The organism is Ruegeria arenilitoris, assembly GCF_013035425.1.
GTDB lineage: Bacteria > Pseudomonadota > Alphaproteobacteria > Rhodobacterales > Rhodobacteraceae > Ruegeria > Ruegeria arenilitoris_A.
Genome location: NZ_WQHX01000011.1, coordinates 31,751 through 44,217 on the forward strand (window position 1 = coordinate 31,751; position 12,467 = coordinate 44,217).

General features: G+C 52.7%; 13 protein-coding genes. 6 read left to right on the forward strand and 7 right to left on the reverse strand.

What is annotated here, in order from left to right; genetic code table 11:
- Nucleotides 1-26 precede the first annotated feature (26 nt).
- The gene (gene guaB / locus GOV45_RS21305; protein ID WP_170481930.1) at nt 27-1,475 is read right to left on the reverse strand and encodes an IMP dehydrogenase; all 1,449 of its coding nucleotides are present in this window, start codon (nt 1,473-1,475) and stop codon (nt 27-29) included.
- A gap of 218 nt (nt 1,476-1,693) precedes the next feature.
- Here guaB and GOV45_RS21310 point away from each other — a divergent pair, with 218 nt between their 5' ends.
- Complete coding sequence (locus GOV45_RS21310; RefSeq protein ID WP_170481933.1) at nt 1,694-3,736, forward strand: ASKHA domain-containing protein; 2,043 nt, start codon at nt 1,694-1,696, stop codon at nt 3,734-3,736.
- 26 nt (nt 3,737-3,762) lie between these two features.
- Nucleotides 3,763-4,614, forward strand: coding sequence for a class I SAM-dependent methyltransferase (locus GOV45_RS21315; RefSeq protein ID WP_170481935.1), 852 nt, complete (start codon nt 3,763-3,765; stop codon nt 4,612-4,614).
- 98 nt (nt 4,615-4,712) lie between these two features.
- Here GOV45_RS21315 and GOV45_RS21320 read toward each other — a convergent pair whose 3' ends face one another.
- The gene (locus GOV45_RS21320; protein ID WP_170481938.1) at nt 4,713-5,540 is read right to left on the reverse strand and encodes a polyphosphate kinase 2 family protein; all 828 of its coding nucleotides are present in this window, start codon (nt 5,538-5,540) and stop codon (nt 4,713-4,715) included.
- A 101-nt stretch (nt 5,541-5,641) separates the two neighbouring features.
- Nucleotides 5,642-6,016 carry a VOC family protein gene (locus tag GOV45_RS21325; protein WP_170481941.1) on the reverse strand — a complete coding sequence of 125 codons (375 nt, stop codon included), beginning with the start codon at nt 6,014-6,016 and terminating at the stop codon, nt 5,642-5,644.
- 40 nt (nt 6,017-6,056) lie between these two features.
- Here GOV45_RS21325 and GOV45_RS21330 point away from each other — a divergent pair, with 40 nt between their 5' ends.
- Nucleotides 6,057-6,593 (forward strand): winged helix-turn-helix transcriptional regulator, encoded by a 537-nt coding sequence (locus tag GOV45_RS21330; RefSeq protein ID WP_170481944.1) that lies wholly within the window; start codon nt 6,057-6,059, stop codon nt 6,591-6,593.
- A gap of 69 nt (nt 6,594-6,662) precedes the next feature.
- On the opposite strand, the gene GOV45_RS21335 is transcribed toward GOV45_RS21330, so the two are convergent.
- The 3 genes from GOV45_RS21335 to GOV45_RS21345 are packed head-to-tail and all read right to left on the reverse strand — an operon-like array spanning nt 6,663 to nt 8,980.
- On the reverse strand, nt 6,663-7,721 hold the full coding sequence (locus GOV45_RS21335; RefSeq protein ID WP_170481947.1) for a methyltetrahydrofolate cobalamin methyltransferase: 1,059 nt from the start codon (nt 7,719-7,721) through the stop codon (nt 6,663-6,665).
- A gap of 9 nt (nt 7,722-7,730) precedes the next feature.
- The gene (locus GOV45_RS21340) at nt 7,731-8,657 is read right to left on the reverse strand and encodes a methylenetetrahydrofolate reductase (RefSeq protein WP_170482074.1); all 927 of its coding nucleotides are present in this window, start codon (nt 8,655-8,657) and stop codon (nt 7,731-7,733) included.
- A gap of 26 nt (nt 8,658-8,683) precedes the next feature.
- Entirely contained in the window at nt 8,684-8,980 is a 297-nt protein-coding gene (locus GOV45_RS21345; protein ID WP_170481950.1) for a virulence factor, read from the reverse strand.
- 238 nt (nt 8,981-9,218) lie between these two features.
- On the opposite strand from GOV45_RS21345, the gene GOV45_RS21350 reads away from it, so the two are divergent.
- From GOV45_RS21350 to GOV45_RS21360, 3 genes are all read left to right on the forward strand, one after another.
- Nucleotides 9,219-10,331, forward strand: a complete 1,113-nt coding sequence (locus GOV45_RS21350; RefSeq protein ID WP_170481953.1) for a Ppx/GppA phosphatase family protein — start codon at nt 9,219-9,221, stop codon at nt 10,329-10,331.
- 35 nt (nt 10,332-10,366) lie between these two features.
- A complete protein-coding gene (locus GOV45_RS21355) occupies nt 10,367-11,482 on the forward strand; it encodes an acyltransferase family protein (protein ID WP_170481956.1) in 1,116 nt (371 codons plus the stop codon).
- 86 nt (nt 11,483-11,568) lie between these two features.
- The gene (locus GOV45_RS21360; protein ID WP_170481959.1) at nt 11,569-12,270 is read left to right on the forward strand and encodes an RlmE family RNA methyltransferase; all 702 of its coding nucleotides are present in this window, start codon (nt 11,569-11,571) and stop codon (nt 12,268-12,270) included.
- 1 nt (nt 12,271) lies between these two features.
- Here GOV45_RS21360 and GOV45_RS21365 read toward each other — a convergent pair whose 3' ends face one another.
- Nucleotides 12,272-12,466 (reverse strand): hypothetical protein, encoded by a 195-nt coding sequence (locus tag GOV45_RS21365; RefSeq protein ID WP_170481962.1) that lies wholly within the window; start codon nt 12,464-12,466, stop codon nt 12,272-12,274.
- Between the last annotated feature and the right edge of the window lies 1 nt (nt 12,467).

Consider the following 12,467-nt stretch of genomic DNA (forward strand, 5'->3'; position numbering starts at 1 on the left):
GCAACAGCGCGTGCGCCGCACTAATTTTACATAATCCGGTAATTGGGACTCTCCCGAGTGATTTGCACGTCATGCACATGGCTTTCCTTCAGGCCTGCACCCGTGATTTTGACAAAGTTGCAATCACGCCGCATCTCATCGATCGTGGCGCAACCTGTGTAACCCATGGCGGCGCGCAATCCACCCACGAGCTGATGTACAACCGCGCTAGCGGATCCTTTGTAAGGCACCTGCCCTTCGATCCCTTCGGGCACTAACTTGTCGCTGGCGGCATCCTTTTGGAAATAACGGTCCGCTGAACCACGCGCCATCGCGCCAAGGCTTCCCATCCCACGATAGGATTTGAACGACCGGCCTTGATATAAGATCACTTCACCGGGGCTTTCATCCGTTCCTGCGATCATCGAACCGACCATCGCACATGATGCGCCCGCGGCGATGGCTTTCGCGAAGTCGCCAGAAAACTTTATACCGCCGTCGGCAATTACCGGAACATCGCCAGCCGCCGCTGCACAATCCATTATTGCCGTCAATTGCGGAACCCCCACCCCGGCAACCATTCGGGTGGTACAAATCGAACCAGGACCAATACCAACTTTGATGGCATCCGCGCCGGCGTCGATCAAAGCGCGGGTTGCCTCTTGGGTCGCCACGTTGCCAGCGATAATCTGGACCTCGTTCGACAATGTCTTTACTCGTTTCACTGCATCAATAACGCCCTGAGAATGGCCATGGGCAGTGTCCACAACGATGATATCGACGCCCGAGTCCACAAGCATTTCTGAGCGTTCAAAACCAGCGTCGCCGACAGAAGTGGCGGCAGCAACCCGAAGCCGGCCCAATTGATCCTTGCACGCGGTCGGGTTTAGAACGGCTTGTTCGGTGTCCTTCAAGGTCAACAGACCAGTAAGTTTTCCTTGACCGTCTACAACCAACAGCTTTTCGATCCGACGTGCGCGCATCAGGCTTTTGGCCTCTTCAAGATCAGCAGGTTCCTGAAGCATTGCCAAATTGTCAAAGGTCATCATCGCCTTGATCGGAGTGTCGTCTGAAGTGGCAAAGCGCATATCTCGATTTGTGACAATACCGACTACGCGCCCCTTATCATCTGTCACAGGAAAACCAGTGAAGTTGTACCGCTCGACCAGAGCCTTGGCATCAGCCAAGGTTTGATCGGCACGTAGAGTCACGGGGTTATAAACTATACCCGACTCGAAACGCTTGACGCGCCGCACTTCGCGGGACTGCTCTTCCGCTGAAAGGTTCTTATGAACAACACCGATGCCGCCAGCCTGCGCCATCGCAATGGCCATGCGGGCTTCGGTCACTGTGTCCATCGCTGAACTCAGCAAAGGGATATTCATCGAGATTTCGCGCGTTACACGCGTAGTCGTATCCGCCGTCGCCGGCAGCACAGAAGATGCGCCCGGAACTAAAAGAACGTCGTCAAAGGTGAGTGCCTCACGAATCTGCATCTGTTAACCCCATGCAAAAGCCCGTTTGGCGGTGACCCTATGGCATGGATTGTGTCGAAGGAAAAGCCCCTGATGCTATGTTGTTGACCCTATCCAGCTAATGCCGAGGCAGAAAACGACGCAAGCCGCGCAAATCGTGCCGCTGACAGCCCTTTCCCTTTGTGGTTAAAACCATATTTTGCGCGAGACTCGCGCGAATTTGAAAAAGGCAGGCCTGAATGACTACCGATCCACTTGTCGTCTTTACCCCGTCGGGCAAACGCGGACATTTTCCTGTCGGCACGCCGATCCTAACTGCGGCCCGCCAACTTGGGGTGGATTTGGACTCGGTTTGCGGTGGGCGGGGCATTTGCTCAAAATGCCAAATCACGCCGAGCTACGGCGAATTTCCTAAGCATGGCGTGACCGTATCCCAAGACGCTTTGAGTGATTGGAATGCAGTCGAACAACGTTACGATGACAAGCGCGGGTTGAAACCGGGGCGGCGTCTGGGTTGTCAGGCCTCTGTGCAAGGCGACGTCGTGATCGACGTTCCCCCTGAAAGTCAGGTCCATCGTCAGGTGGTTCGCAAAGCTGCCGCCGCACGTGCAATCACAATGGACCCAGCCACGCGATTGTATTTCGTTGTGGTGGAAGAACCGGACATGCACTCGCCTACAGGCGATCTGGAAAGGTTAGAGCGCGCGCTTCGCGAACAATGGCACATCGACGCAGTTACTGCCGACGTGTCACTGCTTTCCAAATTGCAACCGGTATTACGAAAGGGAAAATGGGAGGTCACAGTCGCCGTTCATAAAGATCACAAAGGCTCTGTGGCGCGTATTGTGGAAATTTGGCCCGGGCTACACGAAAACGGCCTTTTCGGGCTGGCCATCGACCTCGGCTCAACGACCATCGCTGCACACCTGACCGATCTTGAAACAGGCGAAGTCAAAGCTTCATCAGGTCTCATGAACCCACAGATCCGCTTTGGCGAAGACCTGATGAGCCGCGTATCTTATGCCATGATGAATCCCGGCGGTGACAAGGAAATGACACGCGCGGTACGGGACGCAATTAATGATCTGACTACATCAATCGCTGATGAAGCTGGAATAGATGCAACATTGATTGTCGAAACGGTGTTTGTCTGCAACCCGGTCATGCATCATCTGCTGCTTGGTCTGGACCCGGTAGAGCTTGGTCAGGCTCCATTTGCGCTTGCCACTTCAGAAAGCATGTCCTTACCCGCGCAGGAAATGGACCTGATCAACATGAATCCGCGTGCTCAGGTTTATATCCTACCGTGTATCGCTGGACACGTTGGCGCCGACTGCGCCGCTGTGGCCTTATCCGAAGAACCGGGAAAATCCAGTGATCTTGTTTTGATCGTCGACGTCGGCACAAATGCCGAAATTCTTTTGGGTAATACTAGCCGTGTTCTAGCCTGTTCTTCACCCACCGGACCCGCCTTTGAAGGGGCGCAAATCAGCTCTGGTCAGCGGGCCGCGCCAGGAGCCATCGAACGGATTGAGATTGATCCGACAACAAAGGAACCGAGATTTCGGGTCATCGGCTCAGAAAAGTGGTCGGACGAGGAAGGTTTCGAACTTGATATCGCCACCACCGGAATCACCGGCATCTGCGGGTCAGGAATAATTGAAGCGGTTGCAGAGATGCGTATCGCCGGGCTTTTGGACGAAAGCGGGCTGATTGGTTCAGCGGCGCAAACCGGTACGGAAAGATGCGTTCCCGAAGGCCGCACTCACTCCTACCTGATTCACGACGCCAGCGCCGAAGGTGGCCCTAAGATTACAGTGACCCAAGGCGACATTCGAGCCATCCAGCTGGCAAAATCCGCGCTTTATGCCGGTGCGCGTTTGCTCATGGACGAAATGGAGGTCGACAAGGTGGACCGTGTAGTTCTGGCTGGCGCTTTTGGTGCGCACATATCGACCAAACACGCGATGGTACTGGGTATGATACCAGACGCACCTTTGGAAAAGGTCACAAGTGCGGGAAACGCAGCTGGCACTGGGGCGCGGATTGCACTGTGCAACATAGGCTCCAGGGCCGAGATCGAACAGGTCGTACGCGAAATCACCAAGGTCGAAACAGCGATCGAACCGAAGTTTCAAGACCACTTTGTTGCTGCAAATGCAATACCGCATAAGACCGACCCATTTCCGGAACTTGCCCAAGTTGTTACCCTGCCTTCTCCGTCATTTAATACCGGCTCGGATGAGGAAAAGTCTGGCCGCCGGAGGCGCAGGAGGTCATAGTCCACTCACCCAGTGAGGGGAACGATATGCAAATCGCAAACGACGACCAAGCCGAGTTTTGGGGAAAGTCTGACATGGGATCCAGATGGTTGACCTTCGAGGATCAACTGGATCACCTTTTGGCTCCGGTATTGGCACTGGTTCTTGACGAAGCCAACCTGTCGGATGGAATGAAAGTCTTGGACATTGGTTGCGGTACTGGGGCAAGCTCGCTTGCTGCCGCAAACCTAATCGGGCCCTCCGGCGAGGTGCAAGGTTTGGATATCTCCGAACAATTTCTTGAAAGGGCGCGGTCACGGGCAGAACAGATGCCCAACGTCTCATTTAAAGTAACAGATGCACAGGTTGCTGATCTGTCCGAACTGAATTGTGACGCACTAATCTCCCGCTTTGGGGTAATGTTCTTCTCGGATCCCGTGGCAGCGTTTGCTAACATGGCACAAGGATTGAAACCCGGCGCACGGATAACCTTCGCCGCGTGGGGTAGCCTTTCAGAAAACCCGTGGTTCAAGATACCTCATGTGGCCGCAGTAAAACACCTTGGCCAACCACCCAAAGTCGATCACAACGCGCCGGGCCCTCTTGCTTTTCATGACAGGGAGCGTGTTGCGAATTTGATGGCCCAAGCAAGATTAACCGACATTCAGGTCCGACCTGTTCCCCTGACTCTGACTGGACCAGATGACTTAAACGAAGCGGCAAAGCTTTGCACACGTGTGGGTCCTGCAGCCCGCGTGATCGCGCATTTCGAGGGCACGGACGACGACGTTAAAATCATACAGAGCAGCGTTGCAAACGCTTTTGCGAGCTATCATTCTGCAAATGGAACACGCGTTCCTGCTGTCATCAACTTGCTTCAGGCCCGACGCGCAGAATAACTGGTGGGTTCGCGTCAGCGGACGCGGTGCCTTTTGCCAATCGCAAAGGTTAGACTTCACTTGCAACAGAGCCTGACAAGGCTTCACTGCCTTGAGGCCTATTCGGTCCGTGCACGAAGGCTATCAATTAAATCCTGTTCACCATCCAATGCATGCCCCGCAGCATCGAGCGTTTTGTGGTCCAAAACCTGAGGGCTGAGGTCAACCCCTTCGGAAAACCTTGCTACAATAGCCTTCATAGCTTCGATCCTGGCATACCGTTTGTTATTCCCCGCAATAACTTGCCAAGGAGCAAAGTCCGTCGAGGTTCGCGCCAACATTTCATCCACCGCCGTTTCAGTTTCCGCCCATTTTTCTCGGTTTCGGAAATCCTCGTACGTTAGCTTCCAACGCTTAAGAGGGTTACGCAATCGCTCTGTAAAACGATCCATCTGCTCATCAGCAGAGATATGAAAAAACAACTTCACAATGCGCGTATCGTCAGCAACCAACATGCGCTCGAAATCGTTGATTTCTCGATAGGCATCGCGCCATCTATGTTCAGGTGTCAGATTCTCTATCCGTTCCACCAAAACGCGGCCGTACCAACTGCGGTCAAATGCAGAAATTGCTCCCTGAGGGGGTAATCGCTCCCAAAACCGTAACAAATAGTGGCGATTCAAGTAATAATTTCGTGGGGCCCCGATTGGCCAGACCTTAAAGCTGCGAGGGTCAAGGGCCTGACTGATCCGCCGGATCGCTCCACCTTTTCCTGCTGCATCCCAGCCTTCCAATACGATCACACCTTTTAGACCATGAAACAAAAAGGCTTGCTGAATTCGCGCCAGCACCGCTTGCAAGTCGATCAGTTGTTCGAAATATTCTTTTTTTCCCAGTCTTTTAGAAAGGTCCGCATCCGACAATCTCGGAGGGCGTGTTTTTTGCATGACAGCCACCGTTTTTTTCGCCGCGCGTTGTTTTAGTGTTCCCTGATTGATCGAGTTTGGCAATAATCGGGGGCGGAACTGCGACAATTTGGGCGAGGCTATCAGCCTTGACTTAGGTCTTGCGCCAGCATCAACGCATTTTCATCGGGATCATAGAAAGTTGCAGTGCTGACCATGCCCTCAATAGTTTCTGTTGCACCATCAAACCGCACGCCTTCTGACTCAAGTGCTCTGCGCGCCGTCGCAATGTCAGCCACGCCAAAGACAGGAACGGAATTACCCGGCGAAGGCACAGACTGTTCCCCCAGCCCCAAGGTTACGCCCGGAGTCTTTGTCTGCATCTCGCTCCAGCCGACTTCATCAATGTCATGGATCAATTCAAATCCAAGTTTAGAGCTATACCATTCCGCGCTCAGGTGTCGGTCACGTACGGAAATCGCAAGCGTTATTGTATTTTCAAGAGAAACAAGCGCCATTGAACTTTCCTTTGTTCTAAAAATACAGTTACTATACTTTATGGACACAAAAACGCTTGTCAACCTGACTTCCCGGGCCTGGTCACTGAACATTCTGGCACTTCTGCATTCTGGCGTTCCCGGTCGTCAGGCGCCTTTATTGGAGGCTACGCCAGCTAGCAGAACATCATTTTCAGCGAGCCTTGATCACCTTGTTCAACTCAAACTGATTGAAAGAAACCCCGGTCACGGCCACCCATTGCGGCCCGAATTTCGCCTAACCCCAGCTGGAAGAGAAGCTGCAATTATAGCTCACAGAATTATGGCTGCGGTTCCGGATGACAAAGAGCTCGCATTGCTACGGCGCAACTGGACAGTACCAATATTAGCCCTTGTCAAAAAACCTAAACGCTTTTCGATTCTGAAGTCGGATTTAGCACCTATTACTGACCGGGCACTTTCAAACTCGCTACATCAGCTGGAAGATCGAAATTGGGTCAAGCGCGAGATTGAATTGTCAGCACGAGCGCCCTTCCCCACTTATTGCGCTGCAAACAAAGGTGCCGATATCAATCACGCCATAGCCCTGAGAGGATAAATTACGGAACCGAAAACTTGCAGAACAGAAAAAGGCCGGGACTAAGCCCGGCCTTTTCGGTCTCAAATTTCATCCGGCACGTCGTCGACGGCCACCTCCGCGGCGTCCTCCGCCTGCCGCTCCTGCTTCGTCAGGAGATTTGTTGAACCTGATCCACTCGCCACCGTGAGGGTCATTGTTGGTCAGCAGGTTGGCTGCGCGGATTGCCTCCATCTCTTTTCCCACACGGGGCATGGTCGATCCCAGACCAAACAGCTGGCAGAAAGTTTCGTCGTCCATATCAGGTGGCAAAATCACACCTTTGGCTTCGACCTCGGCCTTCTTCTCGGCCAGCTTCTTGGGGCCAACAGGCAGTGCAACCGGATTCATAATCGCGGACGTCATGCCGGCTCCCATCGCCATTGGCAGGAATGCATTGTTAATGCCATGGCGGTTGGGCAATCCAAATGAAATGTTGGATGCACCACAAGTGGTGTTCACACCCAGTTCTTCACGCAAACGTCGAACCAATGCAAAAACTTGCAGACCTGCCGTAGCCATTGCACCAATAGGCATAACAAGCGGGTCAACAACGATGTCATGCGCAGGAATTCCAAAGTCGGCAGCGCGTTCAACAATTTTCTTGGCTACATCAAAGCGCACGTTCGGGTCTTCGGATATTCCGGTGTCGTCGTTTGATATTGCAACAACAGGAACGTTGAATTTTTTTACCAGCGGAAGAACCAATTCAAGGCGCTCTTCTTCACCAGTAACTGAGTTCAAGAGTGGACGGCCCTCAGCCGCCTCAAGGCCAGCTTCCAACGCGCCCGGCACCGAGCTGTCGATGCAGAGCGGAACCTCAACCAAACCCTGCACCAGCTCGACGATCTTGCGCATCAGCGGTGGCTCGGTTTCGTTCGGGTTGGGGTTCGAATTATAAACAACGCCCGCGTTGATATCCAGCACGGTCGCGCCTGCCGCCACCTGAGCCAGCGCGTCTTTCTCAACTGTCGAGAAATCGCCCGCTTCCAGTTCGGCAGCCAATTTCTTTCGGCCAGTTGGGTTGATGCGTTCACCTATGACGCAGAAAGGTTCGTCAAAGCCGAGAATGGCTGTTTTTGTCTTAGATTCGACGACTGTACGGGTCATGTCTGGTCCTTAGGAGTTCACGGGCTTCGCAGAAGCGCCGCCATTTTCGATTGCCCAGTTGGCATTTGTCTTAATTCCGCCAAGTGGGAAGAAGTGCACGTTGGTAACGTTAAAGTCTGGATTTGCCGCTTTGTGATTGGCCAACTCAGTCAACACTTCAGTCGGCTCGTAAGGCAGCAACAGTTTGGACACGTCCATAGCGCGTTTTTGCAGGACCTTCAGCGATGGTCCAACTCCGCAGGCAATAGCGAATTTTATAAGCGTCTGCAGCTTGGCTGGACCCGCGATACCGATGTGGATAGGCAAATCAATGCCCGCCGCCATCAGGCCGTCTGCCCACTCAATGATTGGCTTGGCATCAAAAGCAAATTGGGTGGCCAGTGCCATTTCTGCGTCCGTCGTTTCGCTGAACTTTTGCTTCCAACGCAACGCGTCGTTAACGTTTGTTGTTGAACCGTCAGGATCAATATCCTTATTGCCTTCTGGGTGACCAGCAACGTGCAAACGCTTGAACCCAGCTTTGTCAAACAAGCCGGTTTCCAGCAACTGCATGGAACTGTCAAAATCGCCGTGCGGCTTGGCAACACCGCCAGCCAACAACAGCGCCTGATCTACGCCCGCTTCGCCCTGGTACATGGATATCCAGTTTTCCAGCGTAGCCGCATCTTTGATGATCCGCGCGGGAAAATGCGGCATCACTGGATACCCTTCGTCGGCGATACGCTTGGCTGTTTTGACCATATCCTCAATCGGGGTACCTTCGATGTGGGCTATATAGACACGGGTCCCGATGGGCAGCAAAGCGCGAAAATCCTCCACCTTTTCAGCAGTACGCGGCATCACTTCAATCGAATAGCCTTGCAAAAAGGCTTCGACGGTCGGGTTCACTGGGGCTTTTTCGGCCACATCACGTTTCTTGAAGTTCAGCAAAGCCATTGCGGCCTCCCATAGCTGTTTCGGGCTCATGCCCAACCGTCATTGGCGATCAGCAACTTGATACGGTCCTGATCATACTCTGTTTCCAAACGCACGGCTTCTGCCTCAGCAATTTCTGACGGGTCGCCTTCGACCTCGAAAGGCTCGGCCTTGCGCCACTCAGCTAGGTAGGCATCGCTGTCCTTGGCGTTCACCTTCATGGCCGCGCGATCGATCGCCTGCTCAAACCGCTCCTCTAACTGCCGCTTGGCGCCTCGTCGACCTTTGCCAACGATGACCTGAGCGGGAATGTCGCGCCAAAAAACAATGGTGACGTCAGGCATTGCCTTTGATTCCTCCTAACCAGATGGACAGTTTCTAGACTTCTATGTGGGCGCAAGTCGGTCGGTTTTCGACACACGGCGCATTTCCAGCGACCTTTTGCCTTCTGAAGATGTTGTAGCTTTAAAGGCCAGAGCGCCGAATCCGAACATCAAAATTCTAATGACCTTAATGAGCGTCTTGCGTGATCGAATTGCGCCACCTATGGTCGGGGTAACTTGAAAATCGGAGGGCGTGACCATGGCGCCCAAGCGTCCCAAAGGTGCGGGCGCGTTCCCGAAGGCGGTCGAAAGCCCCGCGCCGGCAAGGCCCGATCCAGATGCATTGTATGCGGCGCTGGATTTGGGAACAAATAGCTGCCGCATGTTGATAGCCCAGCCCAAGGGCAGCGGGTTCCATGTGGTAGACAGTTTTTCCAAGTCCGTGCAACTGGGCGCGGGTTTGGAACGCACCGGACGATTGTCGCGGGCGTCCATGTCCCGCACCGTTCAGGCATTGCGAATATGCCAACAAAAACTCAAACGGAACAAAGTTCGACGGATGCGCTTGGTTGCGACAGAAGCGTGCCGTCGCGCCAAGAATGCGCGCGATTTCATTCGGCAAGTCAAACGTGAAACCGGCCTTACGCTGGAAATCATACAACCCGAAGAAGAGGCGCGTCTTGCCGTCATTTCCTGCGCCCCGCTGGTTTCAACCAAGACCGAGCAGTTGCTTGTTGTGGACATCGGCGGCGGTTCAACCGAATTGGTTTGGATTGACATATCGTCAGTACCGCGCCGGGATCGACCAGCAGCTATTATGCGGCTTCATAACGGTTTTCACTTAGCAGAAAGTCCGTTTCCTGCAGCTAAAGTGGTGGATTGGATCAGTGTCCCACTCGGCGTTGCAACGTTGCGAGACCAATTTAATGACGTTGAGGACGATTCGGCCCGGTTCGCCCTGATGAGTTGGTTTTTCGAAGAAAATCTTGCTGATTTTGCACCCTATAAAGACGAACAAGCACGCGAAGGTTTCCAGATCGTAGGTACAAGTGGAACCGTCACAACAGTTGCTGCCTCGCATTTGGGCCTCAAACGATATGACCGGACCAAAGTTGACGGGTTGCGTATGACAAGTGATCAGATAGATAAGGTAATTCGGGGATATCTGGAGCTTGGCCCTCACGGGCGTCGTCGCGATCCCCGAATTGGTGATGATCGCCAAGCGCTGATAATGTCTGGCTCTGCGATACTGCAAGCGCTTCTAAGGTGTTGGCCTACTGATCGTCTTTCCGTTGCGGACCGCGGTTTGCGTGAGGGTCTTCTTTACGCTCAAATGAGCGCGGACGGCGTTTTGGAAGACGGACCGTTCTGAGACTAAGGATTTTGAACGATACTCAGGCGAGCAAAATGACCGACACTGCCGAACTCGGTTCTGATCGACCCATTTCAGGCCAGCCGGATTTTAACGCTTATCAAACAACAAGACGCTTTTCGAATTTGGATGGTCTTCGGTTTATTTGCATTGCGATGGTTCTGTGGCACCACGCGAATCCATTTCCTGACAGCCAGACTCACATTTTCGGAAGGGGGTTTCTTGGTGTAGATTTCTTCTTTGTTCTCAGCGGTTTTTTAATCACAACTCTTCTGCTGCGCGAGTCCAAAAGGTACGGCAGGTTTTCACTACGCAATTTTTACTTGCGAAGAATTATTAGGATTTTTCCGGTTTACTTCTTTGTGGTCACTCTGGTTGGCACATATTATGTCGTGATTAAGGGTCAAACCGGGCTTCTTGGTATTTGGCCGTTCTATTACTTTTTTCTTTCCAACTTTTTGACCGAGCATATTCCACTGCTGGGGATCACCTGGTCTCTTTCCGTTGAAGAACAATATTATATGATCTGGCCTCTGGTGTTGCTGATCTTGCCATTTCGATTATTAGTACCTGTTTGCATCGTCTTTGTTGGTCTGAATGTTGCGATCATCAGCGGTCTTTTTCCATTCGAGCCAATTTCTCTGGGACCTTTGCTGTTCAAGTTACCCAACGCGACCTACGCTCCAATCATTCTTGGTTCACTGTCCGCTGTGGTGCTGCACCGACAAAAGGGCTTTGAAAAATTGTCTGGCTTCGCAGGCGGATATTACGCGTCGGCTATTGGACTGTTGAGCATCGCGGCACTTATGGTGCTGGCCCCTTACGACTTGCGGGGCTGGCCCAATCTTTTGATACACATCGCAATGACTTACACGTTAGTTGCACTAGTCGTTCGTGAAAAAAACATTCTATCTGGAATACTGACATTTCCACCAGTGGCCCGGTTCGGTGTCGTCAGTTACGGAATTTACTTGTATCACCTGATCGCTTTGGATGTCGTTAACCGCATTAGCACAGGCCTTTTCGGCGGTGTGGACCCTTGGGCGCTCTTAATTGTTTACAGTCTTTTATCCTACTTGATCGCCGAAATCAGTTTCCGAACACTCGAAGCGTATTTTACTCGTTTTCGTCCCAAAACCTCCGGTGCTTGAGAGAATAATACCCGTCAGGCGGGTTTATTATGTAAGGGCAAATCGTTATGTGCTTGGCCAAAGACCCGCTTCAAGGAGGTCCTGAAATGGCAAAAAACACTTCGGGTCGCGGTCAACGTGACTTAAAAACCAAGGTCAAAACCGCGCGTGGACGTAAGCTCAGTTCGACCCGGTGGCTCGAGCGACAATTGAACGACCCCTACGTGAAACGTGCACAGGCCGAAGGCTATCGGGGGCGCGCAGCATTCAAAATTTTAGAATTGGACGAAAAATTCCGATTTCTGGTGCCCGGCGCACGCGTGGTTGATTTAGGTTGTGCGCCAGGTGGCTGGTGTCAGGTTGCGGTAAAGCGGGTCAATGCGCTGGGTGAACGGTCCGGTAAGCGGATTGGAACGGTTTTAGGTATTGACCTGCAAGAGGTGGAACCAATTGCGGGTGCCGAGATTCATCAGCTGGACTTCATGGAGGATGACGCTGACAAAAAGGTAAAGGCATGGCTTGGCGGCAAGGCTGATGTGGTTATGTCGGACATGGCAGCTTCCTCGTCGGGACATAAGCAGACGGATCACTTGCGTATTATGGCGCTTTGCGAAACAGCAGCCTATTTCGCCTTTGACGTCCTTGAAGAAGGCGGTACTTTTGTAGCAAAAGTCTTGGCCGGCGGAGCGGAAGGCGATCTGCAAAAGTTGCTGAAACAGAAATTCACTAAAGTAGCTAACGTTAAGCCACCATCTTCCCGATCAGACAGTTCCGAAAAATTTGTTGTCGCAACCGGGTATCGAGGATGATTCAATCCAAGTGAAACTTGCCTGCGGCGATGCGCTGTTCACGCAATGAAGACGAAGCGATGCCCTGCAGTAACAAAGCCTCTCCGTGATTCAGATCAATGGGTTTCTTCGCGCGCAGCTTCGCTATGCGCTTGTCCAAACTGTCTTTGCGCGGACCCACTAGGGGTTGAGTTTTGGTCGAAAACCTTTTGGGCATG